Raw genomic sequence first — 22,789 nt, 5'->3', positions numbered from 1 at the left:
CCGGCGGCCGGGGTGGCGCCCTCGCCCGTGCCGGAGCCGGCGAGCTCGACGTTTCTGCCCGTCGCCTCGTCACCGGCGCGCATGAGGATAGCGACGATGATGAAGCTCGCGAGCAGCGAGGAGCCGCCCTGGCTCATGAAGGGCAGGGTCACGCCGGTCAGCGGCACCAGGCGGGTGACGCCGCCCACGATGAGGAACGCCTGGAACGAGATGGAGGCGGTCAGGCCGCTTGCGATGAAGGCGGCCAGATCGGACTTCGCGCGCGCGGCGACCGTGAGGCCGCGCACGGCGAACAGCATGAACAGCAGCAGGACCGCGGAGCCTCCGAGCAGACCCATCTCCTCGCCGATGGCGGAGAAGATGAAGTCGGACTCCACGACGGGGATGATCGTGGCCATGCCGCGGCCGATGCCGACGCCCACCAGGCCGCCGTCGGCCAGCGAGTAGAGCGACTGCACGAGCTGGTAGCCGCCGCCCTGCGCGTCGGCGAACGGGTCGATCCAAATCTGGAAACGGGTCTGGACGTGCGCCATCACGTGATAGGCGCCGAACGCGCCCACGGCGAGCAGCAGCAGGCCGATGATCACGTACGACACACGGCCGGTGGCCACGTACAGCATCATGAGGAAGACGGTGTAGAACAGAAGCGCGCTGCCCAGGTCGGTCTCGAAGGCGACGATGGCCAGGCAGATGCCCCAGACCACGAACAGCGGCAGCAGCAGGCGGAAGCGCGGGATCTTGAGGCCCAGAAAGCTGTGGTTGGAGATCGAGAGCAGCTCGCGGTTCTCGGACAGGTAGCCCGCCAAAAACAGCACGAGGAAGATCTTGGCGAACTCGCCGGGCTGGAAGCGGCCGATGCCGGGGACGTCGACCCACAGCTTGGAGCCGTAGACCTCGGTACCCACGAACATGGGCAGGATCAGCAGCAGGATGCCGATGATGCCGAAGGTGTACTTGTAGCGCTTGACCATGTCGAGGTTGCGCACCACGGCCAGGGTGACCACCATGAGCGCGATGGCGCCGAACAGGATCATGAGCTGGTTCATGGCCAGATCGGGTGCCAGGCGCGTGACGAACGTGATGCCGATGCCCGACAGCACGAAGACCACCGGCAGGATGGCGGGGTCGGCGCCCGGCGCCAGGAAGCGCGTTGCGATATGCGCCGCCGCGAAGGCGGCGAACAGGCCGAGCGGTACGGCAAGCGTTTCGAAGCTGAGCTGGGTGCCCGTTGTGACCACGTACAGCGCGTACAGCATGATCACGGGGAATGCGGCAGCGACGAGCAGGAAGAGCTCGGTGTTGCGGCGACTGCCCATCATGCGCCTCCTTCTGGGTTCTCGGTGGTGGGGGTCAAGGCGTCAGCGGGGGGAGCGAGCTGCCCGCCGTCTTGGGGCTGCTGCTGGTCTTGCTGCGGTACCTCGCCCGCCTCGTCGGTTTGGTCCTGCTGCGCCTGCGCCGCCTCGGCGGCCTGCGCGCTCTCGCGGATGGCCTCGGCGTTTTGCTGCTGCTGGGCCTGCTGCTCCTCGATTTGGCGACGGTAGTCGGACAGGGTGTCCCACGCCTCGTCGAGGCTCTGCTGGGAGATGCCCTCGCGCAGGCGGTTCTGCGTGTCCTCGGGCAGGTCGGAAAGCTTGATGGTCGTGTTCTCCTCGACGCGGTTGAGCTCGATGCCCAGCACGCTTGCGGGGATGCCGCGGTACAGCGCCACGTACTCCCCGTCGACGCCGAGGTAGATGGCATTGGAGATCGAGAAGAACATGATGGCCGCGCACAGCACGAGCGCCGTGACGAGCAGGCCGACGGCGATGAACACGTTGCGGCGGTGGGTGCGGATGACCTGCTTCAGCCGCCCGTCGTCCACCACGTCGACCACGACGACCGAGACGTTGTCCGCGCCGCCCGCGGCGAGCGCGGCGTCGACGAGGTTGTCGGTGCACATCTGCGCGGTCGAGGACTTGGCGGCGATGTTTTCGATCTCGCTGTCGGGGATCATGCTCGACAGGCCGTCGGAGCACAGGATCAGGCGGTCACCCTCGTCGATGTTGAGCTGGAAGTGGTCGGCGTACATGGCCGGATCCGAGCCGAGCGCCCGGGTGATGACCGAGCGGTTGGGATGGATGCGCGCCTCGTCGGCGGTGATCTCGCCGGCGTCGACGAGCTCCTCGACATAGGAGTGGTCGCGCGTGATGCGCGTGAGCACGCCGTCGTGCACGAGGTAGGCGCGCGAGTCGCCCACGTGCGCGATGGCGATCGTGTTTCCCTCGATGTAGGCGACCGTGGCGGTGCAGCCCATGCCGGGCCGGCCGATGCCGCTCGCGGCGGCCTGGATGATGGCCGCGTTGGCGGCCTCGACGGCGGCGGCGAGCTGTGCTGCGTCGGCGGTCTTGGGCGCGGTGCTGGCGATGGTCTCGACGGCAAGCGAGCTCGCCACCTCGCCGGCCGCGTGGCCGCCCATGCCGTCGCATACGGCGAACAGCGGCGAGGCCACGAGATAGGAATCCTCGTTATGGGAGCGCACGCAGCCCACGTCGGAGCGGGCGCCCCACATGAGCGACATGGTCGTGCCCGCGTCGTAGGTGGAATCGGTGGCGATGCGCTCCTCGGGAAGGGGCGTGAAGCTCTGCGTGGTGCCCGGGTCCTTGAGTTTCGCCTCGATCGCGTCGACGTCGATCTCGGCGGTGTCTTCCGGCGAGCGCTGCTCGGCCGCGGCGACGGCGGCCTCGATCGCGTCGATAGGAGGAAGCTCCCCGGTGTCCTGATCGCCCAGGTAGTCGCCCGCGACCTCGATCGCGGCGCCCTCGCGTGCGATGTCGGGCCCGTGGTCGGTGAGGTCGCTGAACAGCGGGTCCGCCGCGGCGGGAGCGACCTCGTTGGAGGCGGGGGCGTCGTCGGCGAAGTGGGCCGCCCCGATATGCGCGGGGGCCTCGTCGGCCTCTTGCGCCCCGTTCAGCTCGAACGCGTCCGCGACCGCGTCGGCCACGGGCTCGGCGAAGTGGGCGGGCTCGGCAAAATGCGCGGCGGAGGCGCCGGCATCCCCGTCATGCGCGGATGCGGCGGGCTCCACGACCTCAAGCGGCGCCTCGACGGCCTCCAGGTCCATGACGGGCTGGGGTTCGAGTGCCGATATGGAGGGCTCGTCCGAGCTGTAGGGGGTGTCGGGCGTATGTGAGAAGGTGCGCTTCTCGTCGGTCATCGACGGTTCACTTTCATGACGACGTCACCGATCTGCACTTCGTCGCCTTCGCGCAGCGTGGCGGGCTCGGCGAGCGGGCGCCCGTTCACGAGCGTGCCGTTCAGGGAGTTCAGGTCCTCGATCACCAGCGCCGGCCCCTGCAGCGAGAAGCGCGCATGGGAGGCGGAGACGAAGGGCTCGTTGATGCAGATATCCGAGCTGGGGGAGCGGCCGACGATGACGGGGCCCAGCATGTCCACGTGGATGCCGCGGATGCCGCGCGGGCCCTTGTCGACGTCGATGGTCCAGATGGCGGAGTCGCGGCGCTGGCCGCGCACCAGGCCCACGCCGGTCTTCATGACGGCGAACAGGAAGATATACAGAAGAAGGACGAGAACGATGCGTCCCGCGAACAGGATGATGTCGATCATGGTGCATCAGCCCCTGAACTCGAACGTAGTCAGGCCGAAGGTCAAAAGGTCGCCGTTGCGCAGCGGGCAGCGGGTGATGCGACGGTTGTTGACCAAGGTGCCGTTGGTGGAGTTGAGGTCCTCGATGGACCAGTCGGATCCGGTGTAGAGCAGCTCGGCGTGGCGGCGGCTCACGTTGGGGTCGCGCAGGACCACGTCAGCTGCGGCGCGCTCGCGGCCGACGGTGCAGCTGCGGCGGGTGATGGGCAGGACCTCGCCGGTGACCACGTCGACGAGCTCGGCCAAGGGGGCCGCCGGCTGCGGACGGGACGCGCGGGNTCGACCTCCTCTCGTACCTCCTGGAGACCAGCTGGAACAGCAGGTCCGCCCCCTCCTTGTCCACGTCCAGGTAGCCCACCTCGTCCACGATCAGCAGGGAGAGGTGGGCGTAGAAGCGCATCCTGCGCTCGAGCGCGCCCTTCTCCGCCGCGCGCTTGAGGTCGCCGACGAGGCGCTGGCAGTCGACGAAGTAGGTGAGCTTGCGCGCCCTCACCGCCTCGACGCCGATGGCCGCGGCCGAGGCCAGGCGCGGCAGCGTCTCCACCAGGCCCACGGTGCCAAGCAGGCTCCAGCTGACGACGGCCACCGACGCGCCGGCGACCACGCCCGCGGCGATGCGCCGCGCATGGGCGGTCTGGCTTCCGAGGTAGCCCTCCTTGGGATCGAGCTCCCAGGTGCGCTCGGGGCGCTCGTCGGCCTCGGCGTCGGGGTCCTGCTCGTCGGAGGTCAGCCGCGCGATGAGGGTGGCGAAGCTGCGCCGCCCGTCGCGCGCATGCCCCAGCCCGCGGCAGAAGCGGTCGCCGAACTCCTCCACGCTGTCCATGCGCATCTGGGGCGCCGGGGAGAGGGCGCTCATCAGCGCCTCCTCCGACGCGGGCGGAATGTCGGGCAAAAGCTCGCTCGGACGGGTGACGCCCTGGTCGATCAGCTCTTCAGATTCGGCGGGCGTCTGTGCGCGAAACGGCGCGTAGCCGCAGAGGGCCTCGAAGAGCACGGATGCGAGCGCGAAGATGTCGGTGCGCTCGTCGACGGCGTCTCCGCGCAGCTGCTCGGGCGACATGTAGCCGATGGTGCCGCCGCGCGCGCCGCCGAACCCCGCGGCGGTGGCGAGCGTCGCCATGCCGAAATCGGCGAGCTTGACGTTGCCGTTGCGGTCGATCAGCACGTTGGCGGGCTTGATGTCCAGATGGAGCACGCGGTTCTCATGGGCATAGCTGAGCGCCTGGACCAGCGCGTCGGCGACGTTGGCCGCCTCGTCATAGGTCAGGGAGTGTCCGTCGACCTGGGCGAGGAACTCCTCGAGGCTCATGCCGTCGACGTACTCCATGACCAGGTAGGCGTATGCCGAGTCGTACGTGAAGTCGATCACCGAGACGATGTTGGGGTGCGGCAGCATGCTCGCGGTGCGCGCTTCCATGAGGGCGGCGGCGACGTTGTCGGATGCCGTACGGACGCCTTGCGAGGTCAGCGGGATGCGCTTGATGGCGACGCGGCGCTGCAGGCGGGTGTCGAGGCAAATCTCCACGCTGCCGAAGCCGCCGGTCGCGCGTGTCCTGAGCGGACGGTAGCGGCGCAAAAGCCCAGTGCCCGTGGCTCCGGGCTCAGGTATGCTGTTCGGTTGCGCTGCGCGCGGTGTAGGAAAAAGCGGCATGTGCGGTCCTGCGTTTATGGTGCGATTAGTGCCTGTGGGGAGATGGTACCACGCCCCCTCGGGAAACACTGATTAATTCATTCCGCACCGGGCGCCTTGTGGAATGATGCTGTGTTGGAAACAGAGATCGCAAGCCACGATACCGAGGGAGGCCTGCCATGAACGATGCGGAGCGCCTGGACGCCTACGACGCCTTTGCCGCCGATGTCCGCTCCGAGCTCGCCGACGTGTCGGCTCGAATGGAGGAGCTGCGGGGCGCGAACAAGGTGAAGACCGCAACCTATCGCCAGCTGTTCGCGACGCGCGTCACGCTCAAGGACGTCGTGCGCCGTCTTGAGGAGCGCGGGCTGTAGGTCGTCTTTTCGGCGTTGCAGCTCGATGGGTTGAAATGAACCCGTCCCCAATCAACTCATCCTAAGGCGTCCAAAAAACGTGTATATCGAGTTTGGTGCGATTTTTCGGTGCCCTTTGCCCACATGCGCCGCACCCCTCGGCATTTGCCCAGTTGTTTCCTGCGGAAATGCTGAGGGGTGTAGCGGTGGTGGGGAGATGGGCCTCAAAAATCGCACCAAACTCAGCCTACTGTTACTGTAGGTATTTCCCAAAACGAATTTTTATGCAGTTTCATGATTGAAATATACGGTTTGCGGCCATTCGGTCGGTGCGGACCGATTGTCGGGCATTCGTGGCGGCGCGATGGCGGGCGGTCCGCGCCAGCGGGTATGATAGGGTGCAACCGTTTCGCGTGAAAAGAGAGGTTCCATGGAGTCGCTCTATAGAAAATACCGTCCGCTGACCTTTGAAAGCGTCGTGGGACAGCAACATATCGTGTCCACGCTGAAGCACGCGGTGACCGAGGGGCGCCTGTCGCACGCCTACCTGTTCTGCGGGCCGCGCGGCACGGGCAAGACGACCATGGCGCGCATCCTGGCCAAGGCGCTGCTGTGCCAGCATGCGGACGCGGCGCGCGCGGAGGGCGCGAGCGGGTGCATGCCCGACGGGACGTGCCCTGAATGCGAGGCGATCGCGGAGGGCACCCATCCGGACGTCTACGAGCTCGACGCGGCGTCCCGCACCGGCGTGGACAGCGTGCGCGAGGAGATCATCAGCTCGGTGAACTTCGCGCCCGTGCGCGGAGCGTACAAGGTCTACATCATCGACGAGGTCCACATGCTCACGGCGGCGGCGTTCAACGCGCTGCTCAAGACGCTCGAGGAGCCCCCGAGCCACGTCGTCTTCATCCTGTGCACGACCGATCCGCAAAAGATTCTCGAAACCATCCTGTCGCGCTGCCAGCGCTTCGATTTCCACCGCATCTCGAACGAGGATATCGTCGGGCGCCTGCGCTACATCTGCGAGCAGGAGGGCTTCGACGCCGACGACGAGGCGCTCGAGATCGTAGCGCGCCACGCGCGCGGCGGCATGCGCGACGCCCTGTCGACGCTCGAGCAGCTCTCGGTGTTCGGCGACGGCGCGGTGCGCGTGGCCGACGCCCGCGCGCTGCTCGGCGAGGTGTCGGGCACGGTGCTCGCCCAGTTCGCGCGCGGTATCGCCGCCCGTGACGTCGTGGGGCTGTTCGGCATGATTCGCGCCCAGGTTGACGAGGGCAACGACCTGCTCGAATTCACCCGCGACGCCGTGGCGCACATGCGCGACGTGTATACCGCGCGCGTTGCCGGGGGCAGATTCGAGCTGTTCGACGGCACGCCCGACGAGGTTGCCGCGCTGGTGGAGGAGGCCTCCCTCTTTGAGAGCGCCGACCGCCTGGCGCGCGTGCTGACCGTGCTGGACGACGCGGCAATCGAGATGCGCAACGCGTCCGATGCGAGGCTGGTGCTCGAGATCGCGTGCACCAGGTTGGCGCGGCCCGAATCGGATCTGACGCTCGAGGCGCTGGCGGAGCGTCTCGACCGCATCGAGGCCCAGCTTGCGGCCGGCGTGCCGAGCGCGCCCGTTGGGGCGGCGGGCGTGGCTTCGCCGCGCCCGCTCCCGCCGCGACTCGGCCCCAAGCCGCGCAGCCTGAGGCGCCCGCCCCGCAGCCCGATCAGGTCAGCGGACCCACCATTGTGCGCGAGCCGGATATCGACGCCGATCGTCGCGCGTGGGAAGAGGAGCAGGTGCCCTACGACGACGCCATGATCGCGGCGTATGACGATGAAGAAGTGCCGCCGTTCGACGTGCCCGCCGACATCCCACCCGTGCCCGCGGCGGCTCCGGCCGCGCCATCGGCGCCCACTCCGGCTGCCACTGCCGCCCCTGCGCCGGCATCGCCTGCCGGCGCCCTGCCCTGGACGGGTGCCAACACCCCCGCCGCAGGTGCCGAGGAGGCCCAGACCCCGCAGTCGGAGGAAGAGGCCAAGGCCATGCTCAACAGCATCTTCGGCAACGTCGTCTACAAGTGACGCGGCGCGCGACGGCAAGACGGGGCAATTATCACGACGTATGGTGAGACGAGAGCGGGGTCTTTATTTTCTTGTAGAAAAGGGGCATGGCCGCGATCGTATGGGGTATGCTTCGTTCAACGGCAAAGCCCGTAGTCTGGTTACGGGCGGCGCAGTTTTTTGGTTGGGGGGCTAGTGGCCGCTAGCCCCTTCCCCATTTTCCGCTCCATCCGCCAACGCTTATACCTTTGCCTCAGCTCCAAGATTGCCCTGTCTTGCTGTCATGCACCGCGTGCCATGGTACGATGCCGTGAGGCAATCGGGCCGCTCACGCAATAACGTAAGGATAGGAGCTCACATGGCCGGAATGAACATGCAGCAGATGATGAAGCAGGCGCGCAAGATGCAGGAGCAGCTCGCCGTCGCGCAGGAGAATCTCGCCCAGACCACCGTCGACGCCAGCGCGGGCGGCGGCATGGTCAAGGTCAAGGTAAACGGCGGCATGCAGCTCGAGTCCATCACCATCGATCCCGACGCGGTCGATCCCGAGGACGTCGAGATGCTGCAGGACATGATCGTCGCGGCCGTCAACGAGGGCATCCGTCAGGTGACGGAGCTCGCCAACAAGCAGATGGGCGCCATCACCGGCGGCCTCAACATCCCGGGCATGCCGTTCTAGGTATCGCCTGCGGTGCCGGCGGACTCGGGTTTCCGTCGTGCTTGTATGAGTTGACTATCGGGTGGGTCATGAGCGCTGATCGCAGTTTGCAGATACTCCTTGATGAGCTGGGAAGGCTTCCGGGCATCGGTCCTAAGTCCGCCCAGCGCATCGCCTATTACCTTCTGGAGGCCGACGCCGAGGAGGCGCGCCGGCTTGCCGACGCGATCCTTGCCGTCAAGGCGCAGGTTCATTTCTGCAGCCGCTGCTTCAACTATGCGACTGACGACGAGTGCGCCATCTGCCAGGATTCATCGCGCGACCGCACCCGCATCTGCGTGGTCTCCGAGCCGCGCGATGTCACGGCGATCGAGCGGACGGGCAGCTACCGTGGGCTGTACCACGTGCTGGGCGGCGTGATCAGCCCTATCGACAAGATCGGTCCGGAGCAGCTGCATATCCGCGAGCTGCTTGCGCGCCTGGGGTCCGAGGACATCCAGGAGGTCATCATCGCCACGAACCCCAACATCGAGGGCGAGACGACGGCGAGCTATCTGGCGCGCATCATCAAGCCGATGGATATCGCCGTGAGCCGTCTGGCGAGCGGCCTGCCCGTGGGCGGCGACCTCGAGTACGCCGACGAGCTGACCCTCGGTCGCGCCATCGAGGCCCGTCGCATTCTTTAGGGAAACACCGATCAATTCATTTCGCACCGTTCGCGGCGCCCTCGAACGGCATGCGCACGGGACACCCATGCGAAAATCGGGGGCATTCGTTCCCCTCGCTCCCTTCACCGGTTCTTCTTTGAGCGGATGGCGGCTAAGATACAGTCGTTATGCTGTGCGCCGCCGGGCGCAGGTTCGAAGGGGTGGCAGGACATGGCACGAGGCGACGAGGAGCTCGACCGCACCCAGAAAAGCGACGCCCGCTCGGGACGCCTGACGCGCCGGATCATCGCCGCGTTCGCCATCTTCGCCCTGATCGCCGTGACCCTGTCGGCGATCTTCATCCACACGAGCGTCCGCACGACCTACCTCGACACGCAGGCGAATCGCCTGGCCCAGCTCGCCGATTATGCGGGCGCGTCGGCCTCCCAGAACGGCTATGACGCCGGCGAGGACTACGACAGCTGGGTCGAGATGGGCGACATCATCAACCGCGAGACGGACTACGAGGAGTTCATCGCCCGACTTGACGAGGTGCTGGCCACCTACAACGGGCTGTTCGAGCAGTACGACCAGATGCGGGCCTCGCAGGGCGAGGAGGCGGCCGCGGGCCTCTATGCCCAGGCCAGCGCGGCGCTCGACGAGTACAACCGGTATCTCGTGGCGCAGTATTTCTACTCGCTGCAGGATATGCTGAGCCGCATGAAGGAAGCCTACCAGCTTTCCGATTTCGCCTTCATCATGCCGAACGGCGACGGGCAGACGGTTACCAGCGTGGCGGCCGGCGTATCGGGGGACGAGAGCATCGAGGCGGGGGACCAGCCGTTTTTGGGCGATGTCCTCGAGCGCCCGCGCGACCAGTATCCCGGGCTCTGGCAGGCATTCGAGAGCGGAAAGGCCCTAGCCTCGCTCGATATCTCGCCGGACGGCTCCACCTACTATATGTATGTACCGATCTCATCGGTTCACGCGAAGTCGTGGCTGTGCGTGGCGTCCATCCCCGCGGGTGACCTCAACGAAGCGGTCATGGCCCAGATGGTGCCGACGCTCGCCATCACCGTGGCGGTCTACGTGGTCTGCCTGGCGGCGCTGCTCGTGCTGTTCCGCTCCACCCTCGTGAACCCGCTGCTCGGCCTGACCCGGCTCATGACCGAGTACGCGCTCACCCACGACGTGGCGACCGCGACGGCGATCCGCTCCGAGGCCTGGCCGCGCGACGAGGTGGGCATCCTCGCCGACCGGACCGCCGAGATGATCGATGAGACCGAGGCGCATGTCGAGAACATCGCCGGCCTCGAGCGCGAGCGGGAGCGCGTGCGCTCCGAGCTCGAGGTCGCCTCGCGCATCCAGGCCTCCGCGCTGCCCGAGGTCGTTCCGCCGTTCACAGGAGGTCGCGGATTCGCGCTCGCCGCGTCCATGAGCCCTGCCAAGGAGGTCGGCGGCGACTTCTTCGATTTCTTCATGGTCGACGATGTGCGCCTGGCGGTCGTGATCGCCGACGTGTCCGACAAGGGCGTGCCCGCCGCGCTGTTCATGATGCGCGCCAAGGCGATCTTGAAGCAGCTCCTCATGGAGGGGCTGGAGCCCGCCGAGGCCATGAGCCGCGCGAACGCGGACTTGTGCCACGACAACGAGCAGGGCATGTTCGTCACCGTGTGGCTGTGCGTGCTCGACCTCGGCACGCGCGAGCTCGCCTTCGCGTGCGGCGGCCACAACCCGCCGGCGTATCTCGCCGCGGACGGCGGCGTCTGCTGGATCCGCGACCGTTCGGGCATGGTCCTCGGCGCCTTCGACGGGCTGCCGTACCGCCAGTTCTCGCGCACCATGGCTCCGGGCGACATGTTGGTGCTCTACACCGACGGCGTGACCGAGGCCATGGACGAGCAGGGCACCTGCTTTGGCGAGGAGCGCCTGGAACGCCTGCTTGCGGATTGCGGCCGCGAGCAGCCTTGCGAGCTTGTGGACGAGGTGCTCGCGGGCGTGCACGTCTTCGCCGGCGCCGCGCCGCAGGCAGACGACATCACCGTGCTCGCGCTTCGCTGCGAGGCCTGGCCCGCAGCGGACCAGGCGGGCTCCGCGACAGATCCCGCGGACGTCGTCGATCGAGGCGACGACCACTGATTCCATAGGCTGCGGCTCCGCTTTTCGCTCCGGCTTCCCGCAAGGGGGCGCGGGGCAGCGGCTTTGGGATAGCATTATGAGACCGCCGGCGCTCCCGCGCGTCGGCCTGAAGGTAAGGAGGGCGAAATGGACAACAAGCGTATCAAGGCGTCGCAGGACCTTCGCGAGCGCTCGGACGAGAAGCTTGCCGAAACCCGTCCTGTGAAGCATCGGGGTGCTCAGCCCCTCGAGGACGCGCTGCTTGACGGCGTGGTGGGTGGCCTCGGCTACATCTCCCGCCCCAAGCCCGGCATGCGCTAATCGACGTATATGGCGAGCCTGTTTCGGGACAAGAGCCTGGCGCACATGCGGTCGCCGGAGCACCTGGACGACTACATCCAGGTATCGAACCCGGGCGCCTGGATGATCGTTTTGGCGGTCATCCTGGTGCTTGCCGCCGGTGTCGTGTGGGGGGTGTTCGGAAGACTCGAGGACACCCAGGATGCCGTGATCGTAGTGGGCCGCAACGGAGCGACGTGCTACATGGACTCCGAGAAGGCATCCGACCTGTCACGCGGGGACACCGTGCGGGTCGGTGACGTCTCCGGGACGATCGGATCGGTGGGCGGAACCCCCGTGCTTGCGTCCATGGTGACGGTTCCCGATGCGACGGCTCCCGAAAGCGGCTGGTACGACGTCGGCACGGCATTCATAGAGCTGCCCGTGGGCACCTATGACTGCACGGTCGTCGTCAAGAGCTACTCGCCGTTCGAGCTGTTGTCGGGGGCGTAGATGACCGGCAGGCTCGCCAGGCGGCGCGCCTGTGCCCCCATGCGGGGGCTGGCGCGCCGCATTCCCCAGATCATGCAGATGGAGGCCCTCGAATGCGGGGCCGCCTGCCTTGCCATGGTGTGCGCCTATTACGGAAAATGGCTGCCGCTCGAGGAGGTGCGCCGCGACTGCGGCGTCTCGCGCGACGGCCAGTCGGCCGCGAACATGCTGCGTGCGGCGCGTGCATACGGGTTCGATGCGCAGGGGTTCCGCTACGAGATGGACGCCCTGATCGAAGAGGGCGAGTTCCCCTGCATCGTGCACTGGGGGTTCAACCATTTCGTGGTGCTGCGCGGCTTCAAGGGCGCCTTCGCCTATCTGAACGATCCCGCCCGCGGAGAGGTCCGCGTCCCCCTCGAGGAGTTCGACCGGGAGTTCACCGGCATCGTGCTGGCGCTCGAGCCGGGGCCGGAATTCATGCCGGGCGGCGCGCCCGCATCCATCGCCGCCTTTGCCGGCCGTCGCCTCCACGGCACGCGTTTTCTGGTGCTGTTCGTGACCTTGACCTGCGCTATCGTGTCGCTGCTGGGGCTTGTCGCCCCCGCCGTCTCCCAGGTTTTCACCGATCGCATCATCACGGGGACGAATCCCGACTGGCTCGTCCCGTTCGTGGGCGCGCTGGCGATCGCCTGCCTGCTGCAGGTGGTCACCTCCGCCCTCAACGCGGTGTACCTGCTGCGCCTGGAGGGCAAGATGGCCGTATCGTCGGCGGCCTCGTTTTTCTGGCATGTGCTGCACCTGCCGATGGAGTTCTTCTCGCAGCGCGCCGCGGGCGACATCATGGCCCGTGCGCAGACGAACGCCGGCATCGCCAAGACCATCGTGGGCATCCTGACCCCGCTTCTGGTGAACGCGGCCATGGTCGTGGCGTATCTCGTGCTCATGGTCGCCTATTCGCCGCCGCTGTCCGCCGTCGGCATCGCGGCGGTTGCCGTCAACGTCGCGATGGCGCTCGTCATCTCGGCGCGCCGCGTCAACATCGCGCGCGTGCAGATGCGCGACGAGGCCAACCTGGCCGCCGCGACCATGGCGGGCATCTCGATGGTCGAGACCCTGAAGGCCTCCGGCGTGGAGACGGGCTTTTTCCGCAGGTGGGCGGGCTTTCAGGCGAACGCCAACGCGCAGACGGTGCGCTATGCGCGCATCGACCAGTATCTCGGCCTGGTTCCGCAGCTCGTGACCTGCACGGCGAACATCGCAGTGCTCGTGCTCGGCGCCTGGCTCATCATCGCGGGCGACCTGTCGGTCGGCATGCTTCTGGCCTTCCAGGGGTTCGCCGCGCAGTTCGCCGCTCCCGTCCAGGGGCTCATCGAGAGCCTGCAGGCCTTTCAGGAGATGCGCACGGACATGGAGCGGCTGAAGGACGTGATGGACTATCCGACCGATCCGCTGTGCGCCGAGGACGAGCTGCAACGCGACGACGATGCGAGCGAGCACGCGCCCGCGGCAGAGCGCCCGCCCGCGGCCGACCTGTTCATGGGAAAGCTGCGCGGCGGCGTGCGGCTCGACCACGTGACCTTCGGCTACTCGCCGCTCGCCGAGCCCCTGCTCGAGGATTTTTCCCTGGACGTGGAGCCGGGCCGAAGCATCGCGCTCGTGGGCCCGTCGGGTTGCGGCAAGTCGACGATTTCCAAGCTCATCTCCGGCCTGTACCGCCCCTGGTCGGGATCGGTGCTGCTCGACGGCACGCCGCTCGAGGAGGTGCCGCGCTCGGCGCGCTGCGCCTCGATCGGGGTCATCGACCAGGACATCACGCTGTTCAACGACACGATCTCGAACAACATCCGCCTGTGGGACGAGTCGATCGAGGATTTCGAGGTCCTGCTCGCCGCCCGCGACGCGCAGGTCCACGACGACATCATGCGGCGCGTCGGCGGTTACGATGGCGTGCTCGCCGAGGGCGGGCGCGACCTGTCGGGCGGCCAGCGGCAGCGCCTGGAGATCGCCCGCGCGCTGGCCGCGGATCCGGTCATCCTCATCATGGACGAGGCGACCAGCGCCCTGGACGCCCAGACGGAGGCGGAGGTCATGCGCGCCATCCGCCGCCGCGGCATCACGCTGGTCGTCATCGCGCACCGCCTGTCGGCCATCCGGGACTGCGACGAGATCGTGGTGCTCGATCGCGGCCGGGTGGTCGAGCGGGGAACCCATGATGAGCTCATGGGCGCGGGCGGCCTGTACGAGCGTCTGGTCACGGCGGAGTAGGGGGGTGCGCATGGATCTCTTCGAGAGTCAGGTCGAGGCGCGCCGCCGCTTCGACGACGAGCGCCTCGAGCAGGCGCTGCACCGCCTGTCCGACGCGGTGACGGGCGCGCGGACCGCCGAGGGCGCTTCCCGTCTCGTGCAGGCGGGCAGCGCGCTCGATCACGTGCTCGCCTACTACGGGGTCGAGGGCGGCGAGACGCCGCGCGGCGTGAAGAGCATGGACGAGCTCATCCAGCAGCGCCTGCGCTCGACGGGCATCATGTGCCGCCCGGTCCGCCTGTCCGGCGCATGGTACCGCGATGCCATGGGGGCCATGCTCGGCTTTGCCGACGACGGGCTGCCCGTGGCGCTGATCCCGCTGGCGCGCGGCGGCTACCAGTTCGTCGACGGCATGGGGCCCGTGCGCGTCAACGAGCGCAGCGCCAAGCGCCTGGCGGACGAGGCCTGGTGCTTCTACCGGCCGTTGCCCCAGCGCGAGCTGGGCGTGCGCGACATCCTGCTGTTCATGGCGCGCTCCCTCGACCGCGGCGACATCATCGCGCTCATCTGCGCGGCCGCCGCCTCGACGGCGCTCGGCATGGTCGCGCCGCTCGTGAACCGCATCGTGTTCGGCCCGGTCGTCGAGGCGGGAACGGCGAGCATCATCGCGCCGCTCGCGGTGCTGCTCGTCGGCGTGCTCGTGGCGCAGGTCATCGTGGGCGGGATCAGGCAGATCGTGCTCGCGCGCATCTCGACCAAGCTCAGCGTGCCGCTCGACGCGGCGATGATGATGCGCGCCCTGTCGCTGCCGGCATCGTTTTTCTCGCGCTATCAGACGGGCGATCTGTCCGAGCGCCTGGCCATCGTGGGCGAAGTCGGGCGCCTCATCCAGGACGTCGTGCTGACCGCGCTCCTCAACGCGCTGTTCGCAATGGCCTACGTGGGCCAGATCGCCGCCATCGCGCCGGTCATGGCGCTGCCGACCGTCGGGGTGGCGCTGCTCACCACGGCGGTGACCGCGCTGGTCGCCGCCGCACAGATGCGCGTGACCGCGCGGCGCCTCGACCTCGGGGCCCGCCTGTCGGGTTGGCAGTACGCCCTGATCGAGGGCCTGCAGAAGATCAAGCTCGTCGGTGCCGAGAAGCGCGCGTTCGCCACCTGGGCGAACCTCTACCACCGGCAGGCGCGCCTCACCTACAACGGGCCGGTGCTCACGCGCCTTTCTTCGACGATCCAGATGGCCGTAGCCTCGCTGGGCACGATTGTGTTCTACCTGAGCGCCGCGGCGGGCGGTCTTTCGGTTGCCGAGTACATGGCGTTCACCTCCGCCTACGGCGCGGTCTCCGCCGCGCTTGCGGCGCTCGGCTCGGCGGCGGTCAACATGGCGTGCATCCGTCCGTACCTGTCGATGGCGGATCCGCTGCTCAAGACGGTGCCGGAGACCTCGGAGTCCAAGCGCGCCCTCGAGCGCATGTCCGGCGGGTTCGAGCTCAATCACGTCACGTTCGCCTACGGCGACGACCGGCCGGTGCTGGATGACCTGACGCTCAAGGTCCGTCCCGGGGAGTACGTCGCGGTCGTGGGCAAGACCGGCTGCGGCAAGTCGACGCTCATGCGCCTGCTGCTCGGGTTCGAGCGGCCCCAGCGCGGCGCGGTCTATTACGACGGGCGCGACCTGGCGAGCGTGGACGCGGGAAGCGTGCGCAAGCGCATCGGCGTGGTGCTGCAGGACGGCAGGTTGTTCGCCGGGAGCATCTACGACAACATCGCCATATCGGCGCCCGGCCTCACCCTCGAGCAGGCCTGGGAAGCCGCCGAGCTCGCGGGTCTTTCCGACGATATCGATGCGATGCCGATGGGCATGAACACGATGGTCACCGAGGGCGGTGGCGGTATGTCGGGCGGGCAGCGCCAGCGCATCATGATCGCGCGCGCCATCGCCGCCAAGCCCAAGATCCTCATGTTCGACGAGGCGACGAGCGCGCTCGACAACGTGACGCAGAAGATCGTGTCGGACTCGCTCGAGTCGCTGAAGTGCACCAGGCTCGTCATCGCGCACCGCCTGTCGACGATTCGCGCCTGCAGCCGCATCGTCGTGCTCGACGGCGGGCGCATCGTCGAGGACGGCACCTACGACGAGCTCGTCGAGTGCGGAGGGCTGTTTGCCGATCTGGTCGCCCGCCAGCAGGTGTGAATGGGTCATTTGGGGACGGGTTCGTTCCAACCCATCGGTGATCTGCACAGCCGCCGATGGGCTGGAACGAACCCGTCCCCAAATGACCCATCTCCCGGCGGGGTCAAACGAGCCGGACGGGCAACGGAACGAATGCGGTGCCGTTGGGATTGAAAACAGATATTGCGCGCAGTGTGCCGCGGCTGTTCTTTTTCGCTCCTGCTGAAGGTCGCGCGGTCAGCCGAAGGCAACCAAACCGCTGGTACCGATAACAATTCCGCAGGACAAAAACTGCCCCAGATCTCGTATGTCTATTCCGGTGTTCGGAGTACAATAATCCTGCATGCGGATTTTTGTCCACTGATGCCATCCAGATCGCCGGAAGGTATCCATGCATGGTAATCACCGGGGGCGGACGCTTCCGGAACATGTACACCCAACTTGAGAGGAGAGGGGTATATGGCGCGTAAGTTCAAGTCTATGGACGGCAACGAGGCGGCCGCATACGTATCGTATGCGTTCACCGAGGTTGCGGGTATCTACCCGATTACGCCGTCCAGCCCTATGGCCGACCATGTCGACCAGTGGGCCGCGCAGGGCAAGAAGAACATCTTCGGTACGCCCGTTAACGTCATCGAGATGGAGTCCGAGGCCGGTGCTGCCGGTACCGTCCACGGTTCGCTCGGTGCCGGTGCTCTGACCACGACCTACACGGCGTCTCAGGGTCTGCTGCTCATGATCCCGAACATGTACAAGATCGCGGGCGAGGGCCTGCCGGGCGTCTTCCACGTGTCCGCCCGCTGCGTCGCCTCCCATGCGCTCAACATCTTCGGCGATCACTCCGACGTCATGGCCTGCCGTCAGACCGGCTTCGCCATGCTCGCCGAGGGCAACGTCCAGGAGGTCATGGACCTCGCTCCCGTGGCGCACCTCGCCGCCATCGAGGGCAAGGTTCCGTTCCTGAACTTCTTCGACGGCTTCCGCACCTCTCACGAGATTCAGAAGGTCGCCGTCTGGGATTACGCCGACCTGGCCGAGATGTGCGACATGGACGCCGTCCAGGCGTTCCGCGATCACGCGCTGAATCCCGAGCACCCCTCCGCGCGCGGCTCTCACGAGGACGGCGACGTCTTCTTCCAGCACCGCGAGGCCTGCAACAAGGCCTACGACGCGCTGCCCGCCGTCGTCGAGGACTACATGGGCAAGATCAATGCCAAGCTCGGCACTGATTACGGCCTGTTCAACTACTACGGCGCTCCCGACGCGGACCGCGTCGTCGTCTGCATGGGCTCCTTCTGCGACACGCTCGAGGAGGTCATCGACTACCTGAACGCCCAGGGCGAGAAGGTCGGCCTGGTCAAGGTCCGTCTGTTCCGTCCGTTCTCCATCAAGCACTTCGTCGACGTGCTCCCCGAGACCGTCAAGAAGATCGCCGTCATGGACCGCACCAAGGAGCCGGGCTCCATCGGTGAGCCCCTGTACCAGGATGTCGTCTCCGCCCTCTACGAGGCTGGCAAGACCGGCATCACCGTCATCGGCGGCCGCTACGGCCTGGGTTCCAAGGACACCACGCCCGCTTCCGCGTTCGCCATCTACGAGGAGCTCAAGTCCGACGCTCCGTGCCGCGAGTTCACCGTCGGCATCGTGGACGACGTCACCAACCTCAGCCTGCCCGAGATGGAGGATGCTCCCAACACGGCGGCCGAGGGCACGATCGAGTGCAAGTTCTGGGGTCTCGGCGGCGACGGTACCGTCGGTGCCAACAAGAACTCCATCAAGATCATCGGCGACCACACCGACAAGTACGTCCAGGCCTACTTCCAGTACGACTCCAAGAAGACCGGCGGCGTCACCATCTCGCACCTGCGCTTCGGTGACTCCCCGATCCGCTCCCCGTACTACATCTCCAAGGCCGACTTCGTGGCGTGCCACAACCCCTCCTACATCGTCAAGGGCTTCAAGATGGTCCGCGACGTCAAGCCCGGCGGCACCTTCCTGGTGAACTGCCAGTGGAATGACGAGGAGTTCTCCGCGCACATGCCCGCCGAGGCCAAGCGCTTCATCGCCAAGAACAACATCAACGTCTACCTGATCGACGCCATCGACCTGGCCGAGAAGGTCGGCATGGGCAAGCGCACCAACACGGTGCTGCAGTCCGCGTTCTTCGCGCTCGCGCAGGTTCTGCCCGCGGCCGACGCCATCGAGTACATGAAGGCCGCCGCCGAGAAGTCCTACGCCAAGAAGGGCCAGGCCATCGTCGAGGCCAACTGGAAGGCCATCGACGCCGGTGCCACCGCGTTCCGCAAGTTCGAGGTGCCCGCCGACTGGGCCGACGCCACCGACGAGGTCGCCGAGCTCTCCGATGCCGAGTGCTCCGCCATCGCCAAGCAGGTCAAGTCCATCATGGAGCCGATCTCCCGCATGCAGGGCGACGAGCTGCCCGTCTCCGCCTTCGCTGGCCACGAGGACGGTCAGTTCCTCACCGGCGCCTCCGCCTTCGAGAAGCGCGGCGTCGCCGTCATGGTTCCGCACTGGGATGAGACCAAGTGCATCCAGTGCAACCAGTGCGCCTACGTCTGCCCGCACGCGACCATCCGTCCGTTCGGTCTGACCGAGGCCGAGATCGAGGCCGCGCCCGAGAACCTGCGCACCCTCGACATCAAGATGCCGAAGGACACCGGCCTCAAGTTCACCATGGCCGTGTCCCCGCTCGACTGCATGGGCTGCACCAACTGCGTCAAGGTCTGCCCCAAGGGCGCCCTCACCATGGTTCCGCAGGAGCAGGAGGCTGCCGAGCAGGCCGTCTTCGATTACTGCGTCGCCGAGGTTTCCGAGAAGCCCGTCCTGCAGGCCAACAACGTCAAGGGCTCCCAGTTCAAGCAGCCTCTGCTTGAGTTCTCCGGCTCCTGCGCCGGCTGCGCCGAGACCGCATACGCTCGCCTCGTGACCCAGGTCTGCGGCGACCGCATGTTCATCTCCAACGCCACCGGCTGCTCCTCCATCTGGGGCAACCCCGCGGCCCGCTGCCCGTACACCACCAACAAGGACGGTCACGGCCCCGCGTGGAACAACTCCCTGTTCGAGGACAACGCCGAGCACGGTCTGGGTCTGGCTCTCGGCTATGAGGCCGTCCAGAACAAGCTCGTGGCCGACACCGAGGCGCTCATCGCTGCCGACGGCACGCCCGAGGACGTGAAGACTACCGGTCAGGCTTGGCTCGACGCCCGCAACGACGCCGAGGCCTCCAAGACCGCCGCTGCGGCCTACGTCGCTGCCCTCGAGGCCTGCGGCTGCGATGCCGCCAAGGCGATCCTGGCCGACAAGTCCTACCTCACCAAGAAGTCCTTCTGGATCTTCGGCGGCGACGGCTGGGCGTACGACATCGGCTTCGGCGGCCTGGACCACGTCCTGGCTTCCGGCCACAACATCAACGTCTTCGTCTTCGACACCGAGGTCTACTCCAACACCGGCGGCCAGGCTTCCAAGGCTTCGAACCTCGGCCAGGTTGCTCAGTTCGCCGCTGCTGGTAAGGCCATCAAGAAGAAGAGCCTCGCCGAGATCGCTATGAGCTACGGTTACGTCTACGTGGCGCAGGTCGCCATGGGCGCCAACCCGGCTCAGACCCTCAAGGCCATCCAGGAGGCCGAGGCCTACGACGGTCCGTCGATCGTCATCGGCTACAGCCCCTGCGAGATGCACTCCATCAAGAAGGGCGGTATGCAGAACTGCCAGATGGAGATGAAGAAGGCTGTCGACTGCGGTTACTGGAACCTCTTCCGCTTCAACCCCGCTGCGGACAAGAAGTTCACCCTCGACTCCAAGGAGCCGAAGGGCGGTTATCAGGAGTTCCTGATGAACGAGGCCCGCTATGCTTCTCTGACCCGCTCCTTCCCGGAGCGCGCCGAGGAGCTGTTCGCCGAGAACGAGCAGGCCGCTATGGACCGCTATCAGCACCTGCTGAAGCTCAACGCTCTGTACAACGAGTAAGAGCGCACCTCGCGTCTGACCGATCGTCAACGTGATGCAAGGGCCCCGGAGCATCTGCTCCGGGGCCCTTTTTGCGCTGCGTGACCAACAAGCAGGATCGTGTCTTGGTTCATTCATGAACGAAGACGGCCCAAAACGGCGTTTCCGCAGGAAAGCAATTACTAACCCATCTGTTCATTCATGAATGAACAGGGCGAGGGTTCATGCCAGTGAGTGCAGAAGGAATCGACATAAGCGGCAACGAGGCTATAACCTGCGCTGTTGGAATCCGGTAAGATTCCACTGGTATAAAATCAATCACTTTAGCAATAACCAACTTCATATTAAAGTTGAACTAGTATGATGCATATGGAACATTACGCGCAAAGGAGATGCAGCGGGGCTACCTAAGAGGAGCTGATGAGGCAATGGTGAAAGGGACGATCGGGGACTCGAATCTGGTTCTTTGCGATGCGCACGGTCTGGCCTACTGGTTTGGCGCGCAGGAGGTGACGCGCACGATAAGCCCGAATGCGTACGTGTCCACGGTGGAAAACATGGTGGCCCCGTCGAAGCTTCCAGTAGACGTCCTGGAACGCCTGGGAGTTCGCTCGACCCCCATTCACGTACTTGTTGACGAGCATAAACGACAGCGGTTCTCAACTCAGGTTCTTGCGCATCTCTGGAGACCTCCGTATCCGGAGAAGACGTTTGTACGGATCGCACCGAACGTCTATGTGCTCTCTCCCATCGCGTGCCTTATGAAAGCATCGCTTTCTATGAGCGACGTCTCGATTCTCAAATGCCTATATCAGTTAACAGGAACTTATAGATACAGCAAAGACGGCCTTCGTGAGCGCCCGCCTCTCATGACGGTTGAAGAGGCAAAGGAGTATCTCGATGCGGCACAGGGAATTCGCGGGGCAAGGAAAGTGCGAACACTCCTCAATTTCGTCGTCGATGGGGCTGCCTCTCCTGAGGAAGCGAACGTTGTGATCGTGTTGGTGCTGCCGGGGCATATGGGGGGATACGGGTTGCCGCTTCCCACCATGAACGAGCCTGTGGTCGCCTGTAAAGCCGGTGAACAGGAGGAACGCCGTCCAGATATCCTCTGGAAGGAATTCATGCTCATCGTCGAATATCTGGGCGATGAGTATCACAATCGAAGCGACCGCTTCGGTCTTGATGCTGCGCGGAAGACCCATCTGCTGGAAGCAGGATATACCGTACTTGACCTTACACGGTATCAAACGCTCAGAAAAAACGAGTTGGAATCGGTTGTGGCAACGATTAGAAAGCATATGGGCCTGAAGCCGATGCGCCAGACCAAGGAATTTCAAAGCAAGAATGCCGAGCTTAGACAAGAGCTCTTCGGGACGAAAACGGTGTAGGGGCCTTTGAGGCGCCATCCGCGAATCGGCGGCGTTGTTCATTCATGAACGAAGACGGCCCAAAACGGCGTTTCCGCAGGAAAGCAATGACTAACCCACCTCTTCATTCATGAATGAAGAGGTGGGTTAGTAAAAGAAGGCTCTAAACGGCGCAAGGTCTGCCGTGCTACAGCGTGCAGACGTTGCGCGGCGTACCGTTGAGGTAGGCGAGCACGTTGTCGAACTCGATGACGGCGCGACGCTCCATGGCCTCTTCGGTCAGGAAGCCCACGTGCGGCGTGAGCACGACGTTATTGGCCGAGAGCAGCTTATAGGAGGGGTCGAGCGGCGGTTCGGTGTCGAAGACGTCGATGCCCGCACCCGCCAGATGGCCGGAGTTGAGCGCGTCGGCCAGCGCGTCGTTGTCGACGATGGCGCCACGTGCGCAGTTGATGAACACCGCGCCGTCCTTCATCTGCGTGAACTGATCGGCGCCGAAGGTCTTGCGGGTCGTGTCGTTCAACGGCAGATGTAGGCTCACGATATCGCTGCGCGAGAGCAGCTCGTCAAGGCCGACGAACGTGATGCCGGCCTCCTGCGCGGCATAGCTCTTATGGCGCGCGTAGCCGAGCACGTCGGCTCCGAACGCGCGGAAGAGCTTGGCAGCCTGGATGCCGATATGACCCGTGCCTACGATGCCGACGGTCCTGCCGTGGATCTCCCGGCCGACGAGGCCTGCGGAGGTGCTGCCGTTGCGCGCGGCCGCGTCGCCTTCCGCCACACGGCGGAGCACGTCGATAGTCAGGCCGATGGTGAGCTCTGCGACCGAGACGTCGGAGTAGCCGGCGCAGTTGCAGACGGCGATATTGCGCTCGCGGCAGGCATCGAGCTCCACGTGATCGATGCCGGTGAAGGCGACGGCGATCATCTTGAGGTTGTCTGCACCCTCGATCACGCGGGCGGGGTAGGGGTTGTTGGCGATCATGACCACATCGGCGTCAGCGGAGCGGCGCGCAAGCTCGTCGGCATCGGTCGTCTTGGTGTCGTAGTACGTAAACGTATGGCCCGCCTCCTCCAACGGACGGGCCAGCTCGGCGATGCGATCGGCGGAGACACCGAGCGGTTCAAGCAGTGCGATCTTCATGGATAGCTCCAATCGAAAAAGGGG

18 protein-coding genes are annotated in these 22,789 nt (G+C 65.9%); 12 read left to right on the top strand and 6 right to left on the bottom strand.

Annotated elements, in window-relative coordinates; all coding sequences use genetic code 11:
• The 5 genes from BN3789_RS01280 to BN3789_RS13140 all read right to left on the bottom strand — a co-directional run.
• Positions 1-1,316, bottom strand: a 1,316-nt coding sequence (locus tag BN3789_RS01280; protein WP_147569477.1) for an FtsW/RodA/SpoVE family cell cycle protein, incomplete at its 3' end; no start/stop codon positions are given.
• Complete coding sequence (locus tag BN3789_RS01275) at positions 1,316-3,193, bottom strand: Stp1/IreP family PP2C-type Ser/Thr phosphatase (protein WP_147569475.1); 1,878 nt, start codon at positions 3,191-3,193, stop codon at positions 1,316-1,318. The genes BN3789_RS01280 and BN3789_RS01275, both read right to left, overlap by 1 nt.
• Positions 3,190-3,603 carry an FHA domain-containing protein gene (locus tag BN3789_RS01270; RefSeq protein WP_066828962.1) on the bottom strand — a complete coding sequence of 138 codons (414 nt, stop codon included), beginning with the start codon at positions 3,601-3,603 and terminating at the stop codon, positions 3,190-3,192. Before BN3789_RS01270 ends, BN3789_RS01275 begins: the two co-directional genes overlap by 4 nt.
• Before the next feature lie 6 nt (positions 3,604-3,609).
• Entirely contained in the window at positions 3,610-3,888 is a 279-nt protein-coding gene (locus BN3789_RS01265; RefSeq protein WP_229254111.1) for an FHA domain-containing protein, read from the bottom strand.
• Positions 3,800-5,293, bottom strand: a complete 1,494-nt coding sequence (locus BN3789_RS13140; protein ID WP_079989000.1) for a protein kinase domain-containing protein — start codon at positions 5,291-5,293, stop codon at positions 3,800-3,802. The genes BN3789_RS01265 and BN3789_RS13140 overlap by 89 nt, the downstream gene beginning before the upstream one ends.
• A 158-nt stretch (positions 5,294-5,451) precedes the next feature.
• Between BN3789_RS13140 and BN3789_RS01255 the strand changes: the two genes are divergently transcribed.
• The 12 genes from BN3789_RS01255 (at position 5,452) to BN3789_RS01205 (ending at position 21,642) form a co-directional block, all read left to right on the top strand.
• Positions 5,452-5,646 carry a hypothetical protein gene (locus BN3789_RS01255; RefSeq protein ID WP_066828952.1) on the top strand — a complete coding sequence of 65 codons (195 nt, stop codon included), beginning with the start codon at positions 5,452-5,454 and terminating at the stop codon, positions 5,644-5,646.
• 409 nt (positions 5,647-6,055) lie between these two features.
• Positions 6,056-7,432, top strand: coding sequence for a DNA polymerase III subunit gamma/tau (gene dnaX, locus BN3789_RS01250; RefSeq protein WP_066828950.1), 1,377 nt, complete (start codon positions 6,056-6,058; stop codon positions 7,430-7,432).
• A complete protein-coding gene (locus BN3789_RS01245; protein WP_066828948.1) occupies positions 7,411-7,695 on the top strand; it encodes a hypothetical protein in 285 nt (94 codons plus the stop codon). The genes dnaX and BN3789_RS01245 overlap by 22 nt, the downstream gene beginning before the upstream one ends.
• Positions 7,696-8,032: 337 nt before the next feature.
• A complete protein-coding gene (locus tag BN3789_RS01240; protein ID WP_066828946.1) occupies positions 8,033-8,353 on the top strand; it encodes a YbaB/EbfC family nucleoid-associated protein in 321 nt (106 codons plus the stop codon).
• A gap of 68 nt (positions 8,354-8,421) precedes the next feature.
• The gene (gene recR, locus BN3789_RS01235) at positions 8,422-9,018 is read left to right on the top strand and encodes a recombination mediator RecR (protein WP_066828944.1); all 597 of its coding nucleotides are present in this window, start codon (positions 8,422-8,424) and stop codon (positions 9,016-9,018) included.
• A gap of 192 nt (positions 9,019-9,210) precedes the next feature.
• Complete coding sequence (locus tag BN3789_RS01230; protein ID WP_066828942.1) at positions 9,211-11,118, top strand: PP2C family protein-serine/threonine phosphatase; 1,908 nt, start codon at positions 9,211-9,213, stop codon at positions 11,116-11,118.
• 126 nt (positions 11,119-11,244) lie between these two features.
• Positions 11,245-11,418 (top strand): hypothetical protein, encoded by a 174-nt coding sequence (locus BN3789_RS12560; protein WP_154018713.1) that lies wholly within the window; start codon positions 11,245-11,247, stop codon positions 11,416-11,418.
• Positions 11,419-11,427: 9 nt separating this feature from the next.
• Positions 11,428-11,889 (top strand): hypothetical protein, encoded by a 462-nt coding sequence (locus BN3789_RS01225; protein WP_066828940.1) that lies wholly within the window; start codon positions 11,428-11,430, stop codon positions 11,887-11,889.
• Positions 11,890-14,133 carry an NHLP family bacteriocin export ABC transporter peptidase/permease/ATPase subunit gene (locus BN3789_RS01220; RefSeq protein WP_202615047.1) on the top strand — a complete coding sequence of 748 codons (2,244 nt, stop codon included), beginning with the start codon at positions 11,890-11,892 and terminating at the stop codon, positions 14,131-14,133.
• A gap of 10 nt (positions 14,134-14,143) precedes the next feature.
• Positions 14,144-16,306: an ATP-binding cassette domain-containing protein gene (locus BN3789_RS01215; protein WP_066828938.1), complete on the top strand. Its 2,163-nt coding sequence runs from the start codon at positions 14,144-14,146 to the stop codon at positions 16,304-16,306.
• Positions 16,307-16,744: 438 nt separating this feature from the next.
• On the top strand, positions 16,745-20,272 hold the full coding sequence (gene nifJ / locus BN3789_RS01210) for a pyruvate:ferredoxin (flavodoxin) oxidoreductase (RefSeq protein ID WP_066828935.1): 3,528 nt from the start codon (positions 16,745-16,747) through the stop codon (positions 20,270-20,272).
• Between the two features lie 407 nt (positions 20,273-20,679).
• Positions 20,680-21,642: a hypothetical protein gene (locus BN3789_RS01205; RefSeq protein WP_161938962.1), complete on the top strand. Its 963-nt coding sequence runs from the start codon at positions 20,680-20,682 to the stop codon at positions 21,640-21,642.
• Between the two features lie 166 nt (positions 21,643-21,808).
• Here BN3789_RS01205 and BN3789_RS01200 read toward each other — a convergent pair whose 3' ends face one another.
• Positions 21,809-22,765 carry a 2-hydroxyacid dehydrogenase gene (locus BN3789_RS01200; RefSeq protein ID WP_066828931.1) on the bottom strand — a complete coding sequence of 319 codons (957 nt, stop codon included), beginning with the start codon at positions 22,763-22,765 and terminating at the stop codon, positions 21,809-21,811.
• Between the last annotated feature and the right edge of the window lie 24 nt (positions 22,766-22,789).

The organism is Collinsella ihumii (genome assembly GCF_900046475.1).
GTDB lineage: Bacteria > Actinomycetota > Coriobacteriia > Coriobacteriales > Coriobacteriaceae > Collinsella > Collinsella ihumii.
This window is presented reverse-complemented; position numbering and strand designations above follow the sequence as displayed.

Excerpts from the sequence above, each read along its gene's own strand:
- BN3789_RS01275 (WP_147569475.1), bottom strand. The coding sequence starts at position 3,193 with ATGACCGACGAGAAGCGCACCTTCTCACATACGCCCGACACCCCCTAC.
- BN3789_RS01270 (WP_066828962.1), bottom strand. The coding sequence starts at position 3,603 with ATGATCGACATCATCCTGTTCGCGGGACGCATCGTTCTCGTCCTTCTT.
- BN3789_RS01255 (WP_066828952.1), top strand. The coding sequence starts at position 5,452 with ATGAACGATGCGGAGCGCCTGGACGCCTACGACGCCTTTGCCGCCGAT.
- dnaX (WP_066828950.1), top strand. The coding sequence starts at position 6,056 with ATGGAGTCGCTCTATAGAAAATACCGTCCGCTGACCTTTGAAAGCGTC.
- BN3789_RS01240 (WP_066828946.1), top strand. The coding sequence starts at position 8,033 with ATGGCCGGAATGAACATGCAGCAGATGATGAAGCAGGCGCGCAAGATG.
- recR (WP_066828944.1), top strand. The coding sequence starts at position 8,422 with ATGAGCGCTGATCGCAGTTTGCAGATACTCCTTGATGAGCTGGGAAGG.
- BN3789_RS01230 (WP_066828942.1), top strand. The coding sequence starts at position 9,211 with ATGGCACGAGGCGACGAGGAGCTCGACCGCACCCAGAAAAGCGACGCC.
- BN3789_RS12560 (WP_154018713.1), top strand. The coding sequence starts at position 11,245 with ATGGACAACAAGCGTATCAAGGCGTCGCAGGACCTTCGCGAGCGCTCG.
- BN3789_RS01225 (WP_066828940.1), top strand. The coding sequence starts at position 11,428 with ATGGCGAGCCTGTTTCGGGACAAGAGCCTGGCGCACATGCGGTCGCCG.
- BN3789_RS01220 (WP_202615047.1), top strand. The coding sequence starts at position 11,890 with ATGACCGGCAGGCTCGCCAGGCGGCGCGCCTGTGCCCCCATGCGGGGG.
- BN3789_RS01215 (WP_066828938.1), top strand. The coding sequence starts at position 14,144 with ATGGATCTCTTCGAGAGTCAGGTCGAGGCGCGCCGCCGCTTCGACGAC.
- nifJ (WP_066828935.1), top strand. The coding sequence starts at position 16,745 with ATGGCGCGTAAGTTCAAGTCTATGGACGGCAACGAGGCGGCCGCATAC.
- BN3789_RS01205 (WP_161938962.1), top strand. The coding sequence starts at position 20,680 with ATGGTGAAAGGGACGATCGGGGACTCGAATCTGGTTCTTTGCGATGCG.
- BN3789_RS01200 (WP_066828931.1), bottom strand. The coding sequence starts at position 22,765 with ATGAAGATCGCACTGCTTGAACCGCTCGGTGTCTCCGCCGATCGCATC.